This is a genomic window from Bradyrhizobium barranii subsp. barranii, assembly GCF_017565645.3.
In the GTDB taxonomy this organism is placed as follows: domain Bacteria; phylum Pseudomonadota; class Alphaproteobacteria; order Rhizobiales; family Xanthobacteraceae; genus Bradyrhizobium; species Bradyrhizobium barranii.
Genome location: NZ_CP086136.1, coordinates 9,073,991 through 9,091,234 on the forward strand (window position 1 = coordinate 9,073,991; position 17,244 = coordinate 9,091,234).

The following is a 17,244-nucleotide window of genomic DNA, read 5'->3' on the forward strand; positions in this document are numbered from 1 at the left end:
CCGCTCCTCAAGGTCGCGAAGCAGGCCGGGTGTCATGATCATTGTTCACACGAGCCCAAACGCGCAAATGGATCGATACTGCTGCGAGGCTTCCTGCCATTTCGTTGACCAGATAAGTCCCGGAGGGCCGTCAACGTGGCAGCGTTCTGCCCTTAGCAGGCCTACCTGTCGATAAGCTGACGAATGTCGCTGCAAAACCCCGGGTCGCCGGTTGCCAGCGGTGACCGAAGCAAGCCCGGTTTGAGGTTGAACCGGTCAAGCTTCGCAAAGACCAGCTTGGCCCCCATTGCCTTGGCATGGGCACCGCCAGCGCTTACGCGTTCGGAGCGCCTGCCACTCTTCGTTGCCACGTACTCGGTCGAAGGGTAAGCGGCAAGCTGCGGCCGTCAGGCGGCGTGGTTCCATGGCATAAGCGCGTCGATTTCGCCGCTCGGCCAGCCGTTGGCGATACGCTGAGGCGTTAGGCTGAGCCAGGCGCACGGATCGACGTTATTCATCTTTGCTGTCTGCAGCAGTGTTGCGATGGTTCGCCCAGGTTCGTCCGCCGCCGTCGCTACCGGCAAAGAGGCTATTCTTTCTCGTAATTGTTTGTGGTCAGATGGCGCGTTCAACGATGTTGGAGTCGAGCTCGATGCGAACCATCAGTCTGGAAGCGTTCGAAGATGGCACGGCGCGAGACGGCATAGCGGATTGCCTCAGCCAGTTTTGATTTTCCGGTAATCCGCCGCAATGTCTGCTGCCAGAGATCGAAGAGATCTGCGACGACCGCTGTGGAGGCTTGCTGGCGCGCGGCAACGCCTACGTCGGGGCTTTGACCGCGTATGGTCTTCTCGACCTGCCAGAGCTTCGCCATCCGCTCGACCGTCGCCGTTGCCACTTTCAAGCTTCCTGCAACATGCAGCTCATAGAACTTGCGCCGGCTGTGTGACCAGCAGCCAGCCAAGGTGACGCCATCTCTCTTGCGTGAACAACGGACGTATCCATTTCTTGATCTCTGGAAGCGACGCCGCCCACAACGCAAGCGTCTCCTCGATCGACGCTGCTGGCGTCCACGACCTCCGAATCATGGTGTCCATAGATTCAGACATCTCCTAAAAAGGCAACTGTAATGCTAGGATTACCCCTAGGACCTGCAGCGCTCGCGTCCGTCAAACAAGGCGGCCTCAATGGAGGGATACCTTCCATCAGCTGGATGGCTGGATCATCCGAAGGCTCTGGTCGCGCCGCGGAAGCGGTGGCGGAACGCAGCCTGGAAGGAATATCCGACCGCTCGCAAAGCGCATGGGGTCCTGCTGAACGCGCTGCGAGGCGCCTTCGATGGCGCGCAGCCGCGGCCAGCTTGCAACATAGATATCGTTCATCGCCGTCCGCCAGCGGAAGATGTAGTGACTGACGAAGAAACGCGTCATCACACCGACACGACCGCAACAAGAGCAATGCCGGCAAAAGTCGACAACTCGCTGTAGAACTGCTGGACCATCACTTGCGCCGATTTCGAAAGCGCGGCCTGGACAAGGTCATAGAATGGCCCATACCAGCTGTTGATGGCGACGCTGACCTGGACCTGAAAGTAGGAGGTGAACAGTATTAGGGTCCAGACTCAATTGAGCCAATATGCGACGAGAGCGGCGAGATGAACAGCGGCCAAAAAATTACGGGCGAGCTTGTCATATCGCGTGGCGATGCGCCGGAAGTCCTTGAGCCTGCAAAAGCAGCGTTCGATGACATTTCGTCCTTTGTAGGCGCGTTTGTTGAAGCGATGGATGACGACACGGTTAGATTTATTGGGGATTACGGGCTTGGCGCCACGACGAATGATTTCGCCGCGAAGCTTGTCGCCATCATACCCTTTGTCGGCGAGGAGCACGCTCATGGGTGGCGCGAGCGCCAGGACATCGGGAGCCGCAGCGATATCGGCATCCTGGCCTGGAGTCAGATGCAGGACGACCGGCCGGCAGAGCGGATCGCTCAGCGCATGGATTTTTGTCGTGCGGCCTCCGCGCGAGCGGCCGATTGCTTGATTGTGCTCCCCCCTTTTCCGCCGGAGGCACACCGGTGAGCTTTAATCGAGGTCGAGTCGAGCGACAGTACGACGCCGTCTTCGCCAGGCTTGGCCAGCGCTTCGAAGATTGCGCACCATCGTCCTCGCTTGGCCCAGCGATTGAAGCGATTGTAGATCGTCGTGTAAGGGCCGTATTCACGTGGACAATCACGCCATCGTGCACCCGATTGCAGCATGTGAATGATGCCGCTGACGATGCGTCGGTCGTCGTCCCGATCCGGCCCCGTCAGTCCCCTCGGCAGATGCGGTTCGATACGCGCCCATTGCCTGTCGTTCAGCCAAAACAAACCAGCGCGCATTCTCTCGCCCCCGAATCAACACGTAGGCAAGAGAATCACGTGGCGCTATTTAGGTACAGACCCTAGCGCGGAGCCAAGAATCGACCACGTCGCCCAGGGGTGCGGCGCAACCAACATCCAGCCAGCCGCAAATATCGCGGCGCACGCGGCGAAATAGAGGTCGAACCAGAGAGCCGGCGCCGACGAGAACGTCGCCAACCCGACCTGCCTTTTGCGGCGCTTCGAACAGATTGCTCGCGAAGCCATACCAGACCAGCATCGTCAGTGCGGTCCAAACGATCGCCGAGAGAAAGAACAGCTTGGGTCGGGGGAAAAACGAGAGGTCCGAGCATCTGTGGCCTCTTGGATTACAGGAGACCAGAGCTGGCCCCGCAAATTCGGACAGTAGCTTGAGTGGATTTTCTGCCTGACAGCGGCGAGGATTCTTGCTGCGAATCAGGAGCGAAGATGACGAAGAAGAGCCGCCGGACGCATTCTCCGGCATTCAAGGCGAAGGTTGCTTTGGCTGCGGTCAAAGGCGACAAGACACTGGCGGAGCTGGCGCAGCTGTTTGATGTTCATCCGAACCAGATCACGATCTGGAAAAACCAGCTCCTGGAAGGCGCCGCCGGCGTGTTTGGGCATGACAAGACATCGGCCGAGACGCCGGTCGATTTGAAGGCGTTACATGCCAAGATCGGCGAGCTGGCGTTGGAAAACGATTTTTTGTCCGGCGCGCTCACCAAGGCGGGCCTGCTGAGCGCAAAGCGATGATCGACCGCGATCATGATCTTTCTATCGTGCGCCAGGCGAAGGTCCTGAAGCTGGCTCGCAGCACGGTCTACTATGAACCTCGGCCAGTTTCGGCCGAGGACCTTGCCTTGATGCGTCGGCTCGATGAGCTGCATCTCGATTATCCCTTCGCGGGAGCGCGTATGCTGCGATCGTTGCTGCGGCGGGAGGGCGTATACGCCGGTCGCCGCCACATCGCGACGCTGATGAAGCGCATGGGGATCGAGGCGGTCTATCGTCGCCCGAACACGAGCAAGCCGGCTCCGGGTCACAAGATCTACCCGTACCTGTTGCGCGGATTGAAGATCGAGCGGCCCGACCATGCGTGGGCAATGGACATCACCTACATTCCGATGCGGCGTGGCTTCGTCTATCTCGCGGCGGTCGTCGATGTGTTCAGCCGACGGGTCCTGGCCCATCGCGTCTCGATCACAATGGAGGCGGCCTTCTGCGTCGAAGCGGTCCAGGAGGCGTTGGCGAAGCACGGCAGGCCCGAGATTTTCAACACGGATCAGGGCAGCCAGTTCACCAGCCTCGAGTTCACCGATGTGCTGCTGGACGCGAAGATCGCCATCAGCATGGACGGCAAGGGCGCCTGGCGCGACAACGTGTTTGTCGAGCGATAGCGGTACGACGACCCCACCTCGTTTAGGTGGACGGGATGAGCGAGACTCGCGCGTGGATTTGACAACGCGAGGGACGCTCGTTCCATGCATCAAGACAGACATCAAGACGGGCATGATGCCGCCTCCTATCAGCGGATCGAGGTGATCACAGGGGAGAGGCGACGGCGCAGTTGGAGCGATGCGGAGAAGGCGCGGATCGTGGCCGAGAGTGCCGATCCGGAGACGAGCATTTCCGAGGTGGCTCGACGCAACGGGGTGAACCGGGGACTGCTCAGTGTGTGGCGGCGCCAGGCGCGGCTCGCGTCGAGCGAAGCGCCGCAGTTCGTGCAAGTCAGGCTCGAGGCCGCCGTCGAGGCGCAGCCGAACGCGATCGATAAGGCGCATGTTCTGACGGATCCGGCCGAGCGGATCGAGGTGATGATCGCGGGCGCGACGGTGCGCGTGCCCGTCGGCGTCGACGCCGCGACGCTGGAGCGCGTGCTGGCGGCGGTGAGATCGACGCGATGATCTCTTTCGGTCCAATGGTCCGTGTGTTCGTCGCGACGCAGCCGATTGACTTTCGTAAAGGCGTTCATGGCCTTGTCGCGCTGGTAGCGGAGGGATTAGGCGGCAAGCCCTACAGCGGTGACGTTTATGTCTTCCGATCGAAGCGATCGGATCGTTTGAAGCTACTGGTTTTTGACGGCTCGGGAATGGTTCTAGCGACGAAGTGGCTGGAGAATGGGGGCTTTGCCTGGCCACCTGTTCGCGAGGGTACGATGCCGGTGACGGGGGCGCAACTGGCGATGCTGATTGAAGGTCTTGCGGAGTGGTCGCGTGTGGTCCCGAAGGTGACGAAGCGGCCGACGAAGGTTGCCTGAAGCGTCTTGTTTTGCTGGCGATTGCGAGTGCGTTCGTGTAGCTCTGCGATATGGCGCTTCGCCCCGAAGATCTCCCCTCTGACCCTGCGGCTCTTGCCGAGATGGTGCTGGCTTTCGAAGGCGAGAACGATGATCTGCGCGCAGAGATCGCCACGTTGAAGAGCCTGATCTTCGGCGCACGATCGGAGCGCGCGGCGATCGTCTGCGCCGAACAGATCGCGTTTGATCTGGAACGGACCGCCGGCTCACAGCTCCCGGCCAATGACGACAAACCGGACGCGCCGCGGCCGGAGCGGCGCAAAGCGAAGCGCAACATCGGCGCGCTGCCGGCGCATCTGCCTCGGGTCGAGCGGGTGATCGAGCCGGCGTCCACGCTGTGCCCGTGCTGCACGGGTCAGATGCATCGGATCGGCGAGGAGAGCAGCGAAGCGCTCGATCGGGTTCCCGCGTGGCTGCGTGTGCTCCGCACGATCCGTCCAAAATACGCCTGCCGCTCCTGTGAGGGCCCGATTGTCCAGGCCCCGGCACCGGCGCGGCTCGTCGAGGGCGGCATGGCAACGACGGCGCTGATCGCGCATATCGCCGCGGCCAAATATGCCTGGCAATCGACGCTCTATCGCCAGACGCAGATCCTGGCGGGTCAGGGTGTCGTCGTCGACCGTCAGACGCTGGCGCGCTGGATGGGGAGCGCGGCGTGGCTGGTCAGGGGCCTCTACGATCTGCAACTGAAGACTATGCACGGCTTCGAGCGGCTGTTCTGCGACGAGACGCCGATGCCAGTGCTCGATCCGGGACGCGGCCGCACGAGGATCTGCCAGTTCTGGGCGCACGCGACGGACGATCGGGCGTGGAAGGGGCCGGCGCCGCCGGCGGTCGCCTACGTGTTCGCAGGTGGTCGCGGCAAAAAGGAGATCGTGGCGCAGTTAGCCGGCTTCGAAGGCGTGCTGCAAGTCGACGGCTATGCCGCCTACGCCTCGCTGGCGGGCGATGCGATGATGTCGGGCCAGATCCAGCTGGCGTATTGTCTCGTTCACGCGCGCCGCAACTTCGTGAGGGTGCACAAGACGACGAACTCACCCTTCGCCGCGGAGGTCATCGAGCGCATTGCGGCCGTCTACGCGATCGAGGAGAGGATCCGCGGTCTCGATGCTGGGGAACGCCGCGCGACGCGACAGGCCGAGACGAAGCCGCTGATGGAGGCGTTGAGGGCCCGTCTGATCGCGGTGAAGGACGGGATCTCCCGCCGCTCGACGCTCATCAAGGCGATCGACTACATGCTCGAACGCTGGCAGGGCCTGACGACGTTCCTGGATGACGGGCGGCTCGAGCCGGACACCAACACGGTCGAACGATCGATCAGGCCAATTGCGATCGGAAAAAAGAACTCGTTGTTCAGTGGTGACGAAGGCGGGGGCGAGACCTGGGCGATACTCGCTTCGCTTCTTAACACAGCGAAATTGAATGGCCTCGACCCCGAGGCGTATCTCGTCGACGTTCTCGATCGCATGGTGAGCGGCGCCACGAAGACCAACCAGCTTCACGAACTTCTGGCCTGGAACTGGAAGGCCGCACGCGAAGCCGAAAAGCGGGCCGTGGCATGACGAAGCCGAAGCAAGGGCGGGGAACGCGAAAAGCACGCAAGACGACGATGGCGGACTATGCCATGTCGTTCGAACGGCTCGGGCGATGGATCAGCAAGCGCGCCAGGTCGCCGACGCTTCGGCATCCGCGGGCGACGTCGCTCTCCATGCTCGATGGCGCGGTGGCCGCGGTCGTCGCCGGGCCGGTCTCGATGGCGTCCGAGGAATGGGTGTGCCCGCTCCTCGGCGTAGATCCCGACGCCTTCAATCACGACACCGAGGAGTTCTCGGCAATCGCCGCCACGCTGATGCGCCACAACGCTATCAGCGAGACGCTGTCGACGAGACCGGAGAGCTTCGAGCCGCTGTTCGTGCGATCACCGGACGGCGAAGTCGACCCGCAGCCCTGGTGCATGGGCTTCTACGCCGTCATGAAGCTTCGGCTTCTCGTCTGGTCGCGGCTTCTCCCCCCGAATGGAACCGAACACCTTATGCTGCGGCCGATCTTGGTCCATTGCATCGACGACGCCGGTCGACCCTTGCTACCCCCGGCCCGGCGCACGCTGGGAACGCAGCCCATCATCCAAAACGCCTGGCGCAACATTCCAGCAACCGTCGAGGCCCTCCGGCAGTTCTGGATGCCTATACGCTTCAAGCGCGGTGCGTAGGCCGTCCGCACCAAGTCCGTGGCTCCGTGGGCCTCTCGTACCGTTTACTGTCGAGCGGCTCTGGCGCACGGTCAAATACGAAGAAGTTTATCTCCGCGCCTACGACAGCGTGTCCGAGGCGCGAGCGTCAATTGCCAAGTATCTGGCCTTCTACAATCAGGGACGCCCTCACTCGAGCCTTGACGGGCGCACGCCCGACGAGGCTTACTTCGGCACGCAAGCTATGGTGATGGCCGCATGACCGTCGCCGACGGTTTTGTCGTCGCTCTGGTCGGGCTACGCCCTCCCGACGCAACGACAAAACCGTAAAGCCCCGCGTTCAGCATAACCCGGCAGGAATCCACTTAAATCCAGCGGGGCGCTGTCCAAACAACCGGGGCCAGCTCTGCGTGACCATCCGCTGCGAGCGATCCGGACGATCGTGAACGAGGCGCTGTCGACGCTGGAGCGCGAGTTTGCCGCGCTCTATTCGCCGATTGGGCGGCCGTCGATCCCGCCGGAGAAGCTGCTGCGGGCGTGCTGTTGCCTCAGCGCAGCCGGCCAGTATGGTCCATAACGGACGAACCCGGTTGTGCGAGCACCTTCATGAGCTGCATGCATTACGCCTGGACAGGGGAGCACCAGCCCGGCGGCGTGCACTTCCCGGCGCGTTGGTCACGAGCGTACGGTTCGGGGCGCAGGAATATCTTGCCACGCCCACACTGCGATCCGCTCGCAACTCTTGTAACTCTGACGGCAGTGATCGGTGGACGGCCTCGGGAGATCAACGCTGTCATGCGGTTTGCGAGACAGCCTCATGGCTGGAAGAGACCGTCGAAAAGCCAAACGCACGGCGCGCCCCGACAAGGCATCGCCGGACAGGTGCGAGAACACGCTTTGCAGAGAGCAGTTTCCGGAGGCGAGTCGGATCAGCCAACCCGAAGATCCTCAGCTGACATCTTGCCCGAACGCCCGGCCTTGAGCTGATAACTTACCCGAGCCCCCTCTTCGAGAGTGGTGTAACCGGCCCTTTCGACGGCACCGATGTGCACGAAGACATCGGGACCTCCGTCCTCAGGCCTGATGAACCCATAACCTTTGGTCGAGTTGAACCACTTCACAATACCCATTGCCACGGCGGCATCTCCATAGTGAACCGTTGTGATCTAGCGAAGAGTCTGCCGGCCATCAAGATGGTCGGCAAGACGCCAGCGTCGCTGCGCTGGTCACGTGCTCGTTTTTTTTATCGCATGGTCTATCTGCGGCCGCATTGTGCAAACGACAGAAAGCGCCGTGACGTCGACCACACTTCGATTCAAGGCTTCAGGATCCGGATGACGTTTTGACCTTCGCTTCACTCGTCGCGCGCTAGCGGCCTACAGAAGAGTTGCAGAGCCTCGAACACGCCGCGCTCATCCGGAGCCGAGCTAAAGCGAATGGGATTGATCGTCGTTGAACAACAGGGCGGCCGTGAACTCCTTCGCGCAGCCTGGATCAGGATAATCAATCCGCGCCATGCCTGCATTGAGCTACGTGACATGCTTTCTCAAGCACGAAGACAGTCCCAGAGCTGCGCTTTAGCTGTTCGCGTTTAGATATTAGCCGCACGCCGGCCATGTCGGACGAACAGGGGTCTGCGAGACAATCCTCAAGGAAGCGCATCTGGCAACTTACCGCCCGCTCGTCATGTTGTGGTTGGACGCCAGGAAACCCGCTCGCCAGCGGTGGAGGCTGTTCAAACCGGTAATTTTCGCATCTGACGACCTTCATCGCGTCTGCCGGCGGCTCATCAGCTCTCTCGCCTTGGGTTCGATGAATTCAGCTGAGCACCGTGAAGACGTTGAGATAACCAATGGTCTCAGCCCGCTGACCGAATTTTACTCAGAACAAAGCCGCCTCGATGCATAGGTGTATTCAAGGGCCAGTTGACGCGCATATTCCCTGAGGTTGGCGGCGGCGCTGTGCCCCCCGTCGATGTTCTCGTAATAGAAGTAAGGCTGGCCCAGCGCGGCGAGCTTCGCGGCAGCTTTGCGGCCGTGCGCTGGATGCACGCGGTCGTCTTTGGTGGAGGTAAGAATTAGGGGAGCGGGATAAGTCTTGCCCGCCATCAGCTTCTGGTAGGGCGAGTAGCCTTCGATCCACGCACGCTGCTCGGCAATGGCAGGGTCACCGTACTCGCCGATCCAGGAGGCGCCTGCGCCCAGTCTGGTGTATCGAAGCATGTCAAACAGCGGCACCTTGATGATGGCCGCGTTGAAGAGTTCGGGACGTTGGGTGATTGCGGCGCCAACGAGCAGGCCGCCCTGGCTGCCGCCAATGATTCCGAGCCGGCTCGGACTTGTGATCTTCCGGCGGATCAGGTCCTCGGCAACGGCAATGAAATCATCCCATGTCGTCTGCTTCGTTGCCGTCTGGGCCGCTTGATGCCATTGTGGGCCAAACTCGCCGCCCCCACGCAGGTTCGCCACGACATAGGCATTGCCCTGTTCGAGCCAGAGCCGTCCCACCGGTCCCAGATAAGAGGGCAGAAGCGAAGCCTGGAAACCGCCATAGCCATAAAGAAGTGTCGGGATCGTCCCGTCAAACCTTGCGTTCTTCGGCCGCACCAGAAAATAGGGAATTGACGTGCCATCACGCGAAGTGGCTTCGAGCTGCTCCACGATATGATTGGACGCATCGAAGGCAGCCGGTGTCGTCTTCAACTCCTCAAGGCTTTTGCTTTCGGCATCAAAATACCAGACTGAGGTTGGTCTGAGATAGCTCGAGACCGCGAACATGGCTCGGTCCGTTTCATCGGAGGTGGCTAACAGGCTGACATTTGCATGTTCTGGCAGCGGGATCGGCGTCGCGGACCAAGCTCCGTGATCGTACTTATAAGCGAACGCTCTGCTCTGAACGTTCTCAAGGATCGTCAGGATCAACAAATTCTTTGTGGCGCCTAACCCGCTCAGGGCCTGGCGGGGCCCAGGTTGGAAGACGAGCGAGGCTTTGGCACGCATCGGATCCTGTTTCCATTCGGCCAGATCATACGAAATCAGCGATCCGGCGGCGAAGCTGATATCGCCTGGCGGCCTCCAATCTTCATCAAGCCTTACAAGCAGGTGACCACCCACTAGACCGATCATCGCGGCCTTCTTCGGCAGATTGAGCTTGACGGGCCCACCGGGGCGGAAGACCACATACTCGGACTCGAAAGAGCTGATTGCGCGGATCGCGCCGGTCTCATGAATGTTGCCCTCGCTGTCACGAAGCACGAAGGGGGACATCGAAACGTCGGTGGGCTCGCCACGAAAGATCTCGCGAGCCTCACTGAGCGGCTGAGCGCGTTTGAGCTCCTTCACCACAAAGGGGTAGCCGGCTTGCGTCAAAGTCCCCTCGCCCCGGTCACGTGCAACAAGGAGTGTGTCACGATCGACCCAGCTGACGTGCTGCTTGCCCTCTGGGAGATAAAAGCCATCCGCAACGAAGGTCTTGGCGTCGCAGTCGAACTCTCGTATGGACGCGGCATCCTTGCCGCCATCGGAAAGACTAATCAGGCAGAGGCGCTCTTCGGGCGGAAGGCAGCTGCTACCTTGAAAGATCCAATTCCTGTTCTCGGCGACCGCCAAGGCGTCCACGTCGAGAATGGTTTCCCACTGTGGGTCTTTGCTACGATAGCTCTCGAGCGTGGCGCGTCGCCAGACGCCGCGCACCTGGTTCTCATCTTGCCAGAAATTCTCCAAGCCGCGCCGTTTCAATGAAACATATGCGATCCGATCCTTGGCCTGCAGGATGGAGAGCGCCTGTCCGTAGAAGTGCCCATAGCGAGGATCTGACTGGAGCACCCCGAGCGTCTTCTCGTTCTCGGCGCGAGCCCAAGCCACTGCGCTTGGCCCTTCGATCTCCTCGAGCCAAAGGAATGGGTCATCAGTCACCGCCGCATCCGTTCGCTCCTGTGAAAGTGCCGTGGAGGTGATGCAGGCAATCGAAAGCAGCGTGGCGGAGAAGAGTAATGTATTCATGGATTTGCTCCGGCTGAGGTCGAGCGGTCAGGCTCGCGGGCCCTGCGGGTCAAGCAGAAGCGGCGGAAAGCACGCAAGCGCATGACATAGCGCGGCTTGCGCTATGTCGCGGGCCGTTCATTGCAAGTTGCGTGCCGGCTAAAGGGCCGCAAGTTTCAGCCGCTCCGGCAGCAGCACCATGTCCGCTTCCCGACACCGCTTGCCAAGCAGACCCGACAGCGTGTCGGCCGGACAGCTCGTCAGACGGCACCGGTTTTTCGGTTTCAGCGGCCAAGAACGGAACACGCCCCAGCTCCAATGGCAACGCGCACCTCCAATGAGGTAGATTCCTCCGAGCGAGTTCATTTGGAAGACTTGTCGACGGGGCTCATCATGGCAAAGAACAGCGCGTTGCTTAGAGGATTGCACTCAAGACGATGAGGGCAGAAGCAACGACTACGGCTCTAAAAAGCAACGCGTCTTGAGGTCGAGCCTCGAGCCAAACGGGTTCAAGCGCCGGGTCAGGTTCTATCTTTCGATAAGATGCCGAAACGAAGCTGGCATCAGCAGTTCTTATGGTCGCAAGGGTCAGGCTCAATGATCCTGAATCTACCGGCGGCAACAGGCGCACGAGCCCGTCGCCCTTCATCGAAGGTGTACCACGCGAAGGACGAAGGGCGAGATGTCGATCGAGAATGCCCGCTGCTGGCGGAGCAGCTTGGCAGGCGCGAAGAGAATGCGAGCCATGCTGCTCTGTTCTAACGATGCTGTTGCGGCCCTCTATTGCAACAGGCAGCCGCCACTTTCCTGCGAACGACCAAAAGCTCGCTGATGCCGACGCCACTTGCAGAAGCGTCGTTTACAGGTACGGAACAACGTGTTGGCTGCACACCTCCCGTTCCATTATGGATCACTATGACACCTTGATGCAGCTCGTTCAACTTTCCCGGTCATCATCCAGGCTTGCGCAACCTGCAAAGACCGCGTCCTCCCCGGCACCGGGCTCTTGTTCGGGACGGCCTCTGAGCGAAGCTGTGGGTATCGGCAGATCCCAGAGTCTGCCCTGTGTGTGCACCAGTCGGGCCTCTAGCGCGTCATAGGCCTTCTTCTCGTCTGCATAGGCAACCTCCTTTGGGGCGACATCCGCGGGCTCGATCTCGTTATAGGTGGCCAACGCCTCGGCACGGTTCCGGTACAGCGGCATCGAAGCCACGTTGGTCCAGCCGCGACCGAGAATAAGGCACTCATTCAATCTTATCCATCATCGACCGCCAGCGTTTGACGCGCTCCTCAAGCGGCATGTTTGCCGCTTTCGAAATAGCGTCTGCTATTTCTTTGGGATGGTTTGGATCCACCAGCAGCGCCTCATCCTCGTTGAAGCCTCTTGGGAACGGGCGCTCGGCCCTCTGATTGCGCAGCTAGGCGAGGCCGTGCCTGGACAGTGATAGGCGCAGTGCCCATCGACCCCTTAGACTGAACAATCTTTCGAGGATCCGGCGCACTCGACGTGAACTCTATGCCTAATCATCCCATTGATCTAGCCAACTTCGTTCTCGCCTCCGAGGGCAACGACTTCGGCAATCAGCTCGGAACGGATGACGGCTAGCTGCCCGCGAGGAATGCATCAATTGTCCGGATGATGCCTAATCAAGTCAAGGAGCCCTCTCGATTCCTGGCTGAATGTGTCGGTCCACCTCGCCTGAGCTCGGCGAACTGGCGCAAGATGACGGACAGCGCGATCATTCCAGCGCCCAGCTCAGCGATGGCTTGGCTGGCCAAAACTCCACTGAAGCCTGAGATGAGAGGGAATAGAAGTACCGCCGGTATGAAGAGATACCCCTCTCTAGCGAACGACACCACCGCGCTAAGGCCGGCTCTCCCCTGCGACTGAAGCATTGTCGTCACGACACTCTGAATACCGTAGAGCCCAAAAAACAGGTGAAAGACGATGCAGCTCGAGACGGCAATTTCGGTGACCTTGTAGCTATCGCTGAACAACCTGACCAAAAGGCCAGACAAAAAGCATGACGGCTACGGAATACGCAAAGGAAAGCGCAACGGTGATAAAGAGCATAAACTTCGCAACCTTCATTACACGAGCAAAGTCGCGCGCGCCCCAACCGAACCCCAGGACGGCTTGAGAGCCGATACAGAATCCGGTGATAGGCAGCGCGCCGATTGTCAAGATTCTTACAGCTATTCCCACCGCCGCGATGAAATCGTCACCGAACCGCGCAGCAGCTCCGTACAAGAACATACCGGCAAGAGAGGCTAAGATACTTGTCGTCGTCGCCGGCGCCCCAATGAGCGCGAGCTGCCTAATGCGATCTACTCGTAACGAGACCTGAGATATGCTGACGAGCACAGTGCCGAGCCGCTTGGTAAAATACGCGATGTAGAGGCTTATAGCGGCGATCTGTGATATCAGCGTCGCTAGGGCTGCGCCTCGCACCCCCAAGCCTAGCAAGAAAATGAAAATAGGATCAAGCAGGGCGTTCAATATGAAAGCGGTCAGCATCGTCCACATACTGAATCGTGTGTTGCCTTCAGCTCTTGCGATGAAGCCGCTGACGATGTTTAGGAGCATCAAAGTAGACCCCGGCAAGAGGATCGTGGCGTAGTCGAGCGCGATGGGCAGGATGGTTGGACTTGCCCCAAGCGCGACGAAGATGCCTCGTAGGGTTACAAGCATGGCGATGGTCATAATGACGCCGATGGGAGCGGCGAGCGCGAGCGCCGTACTAGCACCTCGGCTCGCCTCTAACTCATTACCAGCACCAAGATGACGAGATATGAAGGAGGCAGTACCCACACCGATCCCCTCTCCCACCGCCCCGAGCAGGATAATGATCGGCATAGTCATGCTGACGGCCGCGATCGCCTGTGCACCAAGTGAGCCCACAAAGATAGCGTTGAGGGCCTGCTGCAACGCGTTAATCGACAACCCGATAACAGATGGAATGGCAAGCCGCAGAAGAAGCCTCGGGAGCTCTTGGGCCGAGAGATCCACATAGCGGCTTTTCTTTCGCGTCCCATTGCGCTCATTCATGGTTCACACGCGTGAGCGCCGAGAATTCATTGATCGTCTGCATCAGCTCCTGTTGCAAGACCGTGCAAAGATGGCGAGTCACCTCATAATCGACCATGCTCGGATCATACGTGGTGTCAATCTGTAGCTGGCCCGATTGATATCCGACGTCGAACCAGAACAGGTGGATCGCCGCCGCTTGATCCATGTGTTCGCCGATCCAAAGTGGATAAGGGTCTGTGCCTAGAAAACGGCGTGGGAAATGGCGCTGCAAACCGGCGCGATAATTCACTCCAATTCTGGCAGTGGCAGGCGATCGAGCCGACACCGCACGGCCGGATCTCGGTTTAGGTATTTGAGGGCCCGAAAACCTATTCCCCCACGCGGCAGCGCATTGCGCTGCCGGTATATTAAACGAGCACGGTCGGAACGCGACTCCGTTCCTGTGACATTCAATGAAAGCGGAACGAGCTCGCTGATAAGCCCAATGATCTGAGATGGATCGAAATCGTCAAACAGCCGACCTCGTGTCGAGGTCAGGCTATCAATCCAGAGCGAATAGTTGCCGAACAGAGCGCCAAACGCACCGGACAGGGCAGCAAGAAACACATCAAAGTCCTGACAATGCGCTGATCTGGCTCCAATACTGAGGAGACCCGCTGTCGCTTCGCCGTGGATCTCAAGATGGTACCTGGCCTGATCTACCCGAAGCGATCGGCCGTTCGCATTCTCCCGACGACCTCCGAGACTTGCATCGTGAAGCTCTCTCGCGCTTCCTTCGGCAACATTCGTGCCGAGCGATGACGCGTTGCTGACACGCAGGTTGAATTCATCGTAGTCAATATCCTCCCAGTGCTTGAGTTCGTCTAGTGCTTCGCTGTTCGCGTACTGCTCGAGGCGCTTCAACCAGGGAGAGAGCCTTTGTACCGTCTCGGGGCCATTCACATCATGGCCTGCCGCAAGAGCGTTGTATGCGCCCTCCAATGCTTCCAGGAATAGCCGATAGCCCATCCCATCCACTACGAAATGATGCATCAGCACCAGCAGGTAGTAGTCGCCGCTTTCCGAAGTACGGAAGGCCGCGAGGTGAACAAGAGGCGTCTGACCGTCAAACCGAAAAAGGTGTTGACGTCTTGCCGAGACGATCTCGATTGTCCTGCGCTGGTCTGGGCCGGTCATCCGGACGAGATCGATCTCCTCCACGACGCGCTCAGTCGGACAAGGCCCAATCCCCAGCCGTAGACCATCTTGGGTTCGGGCAACGCGCAGGCTGAGGCCTTCGTGCCTCTCGATGACATGGGCGAGAGCGCGGTCCAGGATCTTGATGTTCAGGATACCGCTGCGCAAGAAGAACAGATCTCCGATGTTAAAATGCTCGTCAAAGCCGATAAGAGAATTCCAAAACGATATTACCGGGGGCACAGGCAGTAGGCCGTCCACGGAAGCGACGTTGTGGAGTGCCGCCTCCGCTTCCCCGGCCGCCAATTCCCTGATGGTCGGTGTTCGATAAAGTTGGTTGACGGTGAGATTCAGCCCGGCTTTGCGCGCCAGCGTGACGCAACGTACGCTCAGAAGAGAATCGCCGCCGATATCAAAGAAACTGCTGTCGATTCCCACCCCCTTGGCGCGTAATAGATCCTCCCAGATCCGAGCAAGAACTCGCTCGTTCCTGGTGCGGGGCTCAGCAGATGGACTGGTTTCTATTTCGTGGTAAGGAACGGATGATAGGCGAGCACGGTCTATCTTTCCGCTTGTCGTCAGGGGAACACTGTCAACCAACCTGAAGGCCGTGGGAACCATGGGAGAGGGCAATGTGTTGCGCAGGTGGGCGCGAATCTCTCCAGAGCTTAGCTCCTCGCGAGCGGGCACCACGCTCGCCGTCAAGCGGCGATCGTCATCAATGCATTCTGCGAAGACCGCGGCCTTTGCGATTGCCGGATGAGACTCAAGAGCAAGTTCGACCTCCTCCGGCTCGATACGAAAGCCCCTTACCTTGATCTGGTTGTCCGATCGGCCGCAAATCTCGAGTAGGCCGCTGGTTGAGATGCGTGCGATGTCCCCACTTCGATAAAGCACGTCGTACTGTCCGCCATCATACGGATTCGGCACGAAACAGCGGTCAGTCCGATCTTGATCCTGCCAATACCCAGCGCTCAGACAGCGGCCCGCGATGCACAGTTCGCCGGAGGCCCCAACAGGCACTCTCTTCAATCGTGCATCGAGCACGTAGAGTTTGACGTTGTCGATTGGCCGCCCCACTGGGACAAGCGCCGAGTTGTCATCCGCATCCGACGTTTCGTGCACGGCTGCATTGGACGCACATTCCGTCGCACCATAGAAGTTCCACAACGGCACGCCCGGAAAAGACTCACGCCAGCGAGCGGGCAGCGAGGAAGGCATCGGTTCGGCGCTGCTTGTGACCAATCTCAAGGCGGTCCTTTGCGGTTGCCGTTGCTGGGACCCGATGAGACCGGACAGAAGTGGCGGAGAGGCAAAAAAGCGTGTCACGCGATGTTTTGCGGATTTCACGGATCGTGAGCATCGATTTCGCGCGATCGTGAGCACTGAATTCAGACGATCGTGAGCAGCCCGCTACGGCCGATGGGAGATAGAGTCAGTGTTCTGGTTGGCCGTCAAGGGTGATGGTTTTGGCGCTGCGTTTTCGCATGCTTTCTCCGGTGAGCTGGAGGCGGTGGGCGTTGTGGACGAGGCGATCGAGAATGGCGTCGGCGACCGTGGGGTCCCCAATGGCTCCATGCCAGGTGTCCACGGGGAGCTGACTTGTGACGATGGTGGATGCGCGGCCATGGCGGTCCTCGAGGATTTCGAGCAGATCGCGGCGTTCCGCGGCGGTGAGCACCGATAGTCCCCAATCATCCAAAATCAGAAGCTGAGCGCGGCCGAGGCTTTTGAGGAGCCGAGCGTAACGTCCGTCTCCGCGCGCGAGCGCGAGCGCCTCGAACAGCCTTGGAACGCGATGATAGAGGACTGATCGGTTGTCGCGGCAGGCCTTGTGGCCGAGCGCGCAGGCTAACCAACTTTTGCCCAGGCCGGTTGCCCCGGTGACGAGCAAATTCTCGTGGCGATCGATCCAGCGACCTTCGACGAGTTTGGCGAAAACGGCGCGGTCGATGCCCCGCGGGGTGCGCAGATCGACGTCCTCGACGCAAGCAGTCTGGCGCAGTGCGGCGATCTTGAGGCGCGTGGTGAGCCGCCTGGTGTCGCGTTCGGCGGCTTCGCGGTCGACCAACAGGCCGATGCGATCTTCGAACGGCAGGGCTTCGAGATCGGGCGATCGGCGCTGCTCCTCGAAGGCCTTGGCCATTCCGGTCAGGCCAAGCTCGATCAGCCGTTCGTGGGTTGGGTGGTTAAGCATGCCGGGTCTCTCCTT

At 60.0% G+C, this 17,244-nt stretch carries 12 protein-coding genes and 5 pseudogenes; 7 read left to right on the top strand and 10 right to left on the bottom strand.

Annotation, left to right across the window (positions count from 1 at the left end; all coding sequences use genetic code 11):
• Positions 1–386 precede the first annotated feature (386 nt).
• The 3 genes and pseudogenes from J4G43_RS44160 to J4G43_RS44170 form a co-directional block, all read right to left on the bottom strand.
• Positions 387–958, bottom strand: a pseudogene (locus J4G43_RS44160) (IS66 family transposase); the annotation flags it as partial.
• Between the two features lie 310 nt (positions 959–1,268).
• Positions 1,269–1,591: pseudogene (locus J4G43_RS44165) on the bottom strand (SbmA/BacA-like family transporter); the annotation flags it as partial.
• A gap of 9 nt (positions 1,592–1,600) precedes the next feature.
• Positions 1,601–2,361, bottom strand: a protein-coding gene (locus J4G43_RS44170) for an IS5 family transposase (RefSeq protein WP_110115998.1) whose coding sequence is annotated in 2 segments (ribosomal slippage) — positions 1,601–2,022 and positions 2,022–2,361 — 762 coding nt in all. Because the reading frame shifts where the segments join, the coding sequence is not laid out codon by codon here.
• A gap of 447 nt (positions 2,362–2,808) precedes the next feature.
• On the opposite strand from J4G43_RS44170, the pseudogene J4G43_RS44175 reads away from it, so the two are divergent.
• The 7 genes and pseudogenes from J4G43_RS44175 to J4G43_RS55520 all read left to right on the top strand — a co-directional run.
• Positions 2,809–3,755 (top strand): annotated as a pseudogene (locus tag J4G43_RS44175) (IS3-like element ISRj2 family transposase); the annotation flags it as partial.
• 87 nt (positions 3,756–3,842) lie between these two features.
• Positions 3,843–4,265: an IS66-like element accessory protein TnpA gene (gene tnpA, locus J4G43_RS56250; protein ID WP_018273743.1), complete on the top strand. Its 423-nt coding sequence runs from the start codon at positions 3,843–3,845 to the stop codon at positions 4,263–4,265.
• Positions 4,262–4,618: an IS66 family insertion sequence element accessory protein TnpB gene (tnpB, locus tag J4G43_RS44185; RefSeq protein WP_018273742.1), complete on the top strand. Its 357-nt coding sequence runs from the start codon at positions 4,262–4,264 to the stop codon at positions 4,616–4,618. The genes tnpA and tnpB overlap by 4 nt, the downstream gene beginning before the upstream one ends.
• 50 nt (positions 4,619–4,668) lie before the next feature.
• Positions 4,669–6,219 (top strand): IS66 family transposase, encoded by a 1,551-nt coding sequence (tnpC, locus tag J4G43_RS44190; RefSeq protein ID WP_035681142.1) that lies wholly within the window; start codon positions 4,669–4,671, stop codon positions 6,217–6,219.
• Positions 6,216–6,866 (top strand): UPF0149 family protein, encoded by a 651-nt coding sequence (locus J4G43_RS44195; protein ID WP_225005465.1) that lies wholly within the window; start codon positions 6,216–6,218, stop codon positions 6,864–6,866. The genes tnpC and J4G43_RS44195 overlap by 4 nt, the downstream gene beginning before the upstream one ends.
• Before the next feature lie 49 nt (positions 6,867–6,915).
• Positions 6,916–7,107 (top strand): annotated as a pseudogene (locus J4G43_RS44200) (integrase core domain-containing protein); the annotation flags it as partial.
• A 147-nt stretch (positions 7,108–7,254) separates the two neighbouring features.
• A pseudogene (locus tag J4G43_RS55520) lies at positions 7,255–7,383 on the top strand (IS5/IS1182 family transposase); the annotation flags it as partial.
• A 391-nt stretch (positions 7,384–7,774) separates the two neighbouring features.
• On the opposite strand, the gene J4G43_RS44205 reads toward J4G43_RS55520, so the two are convergent.
• The 7 genes from J4G43_RS44205 to istB all read right to left on the bottom strand — a co-directional run bounded on the left by J4G43_RS44205 (position 7,775) and on the right by istB (position 17,229).
• Positions 7,775–7,981, bottom strand: a complete 207-nt coding sequence (locus J4G43_RS44205) for a cold-shock protein (protein ID WP_018645234.1) — start codon at positions 7,979–7,981, stop codon at positions 7,775–7,777.
• A gap of 741 nt (positions 7,982–8,722) precedes the next feature.
• A complete protein-coding gene (locus J4G43_RS44210) occupies positions 8,723–10,846 on the bottom strand; it encodes a prolyl oligopeptidase family serine peptidase (protein WP_208088622.1) in 2,124 nt (707 codons plus the stop codon).
• A 916-nt stretch (positions 10,847–11,762) separates the two neighbouring features.
• Complete coding sequence (locus J4G43_RS44215; RefSeq protein WP_208088623.1) at positions 11,763–12,029, bottom strand: hypothetical protein; 267 nt, start codon at positions 12,027–12,029, stop codon at positions 11,763–11,765.
• Positions 12,030–12,809: 780 nt separating this feature from the next.
• Positions 12,810–13,874 carry an MATE family efflux transporter gene (locus tag J4G43_RS44220; protein WP_225005469.1) on the bottom strand — a complete coding sequence of 355 codons (1,065 nt, stop codon included), beginning with the start codon at positions 13,872–13,874 and terminating at the stop codon, positions 12,810–12,812.
• Positions 13,867–14,145, bottom strand: coding sequence for a hypothetical protein (locus J4G43_RS44225; RefSeq protein ID WP_225005472.1), 279 nt, complete (start codon positions 14,143–14,145; stop codon positions 13,867–13,869). Before J4G43_RS44225 ends, J4G43_RS44220 begins: the two co-directional genes overlap by 8 nt.
• A complete protein-coding gene (locus J4G43_RS44230) occupies positions 14,142–16,418 on the bottom strand; it encodes an AMP-binding protein (RefSeq protein WP_321576302.1) in 2,277 nt (758 codons plus the stop codon). The genes J4G43_RS44225 and J4G43_RS44230 overlap by 4 nt, the downstream gene beginning before the upstream one ends.
• Before the next feature lie 49 nt (positions 16,419–16,467).
• Positions 16,468–17,229: an IS21-like element ISFK1 family helper ATPase IstB gene (gene istB / locus J4G43_RS44235; protein WP_011090937.1), complete on the bottom strand. Its 762-nt coding sequence runs from the start codon at positions 17,227–17,229 to the stop codon at positions 16,468–16,470.
• Positions 17,230–17,244: the final 15 nt, after the last annotated feature.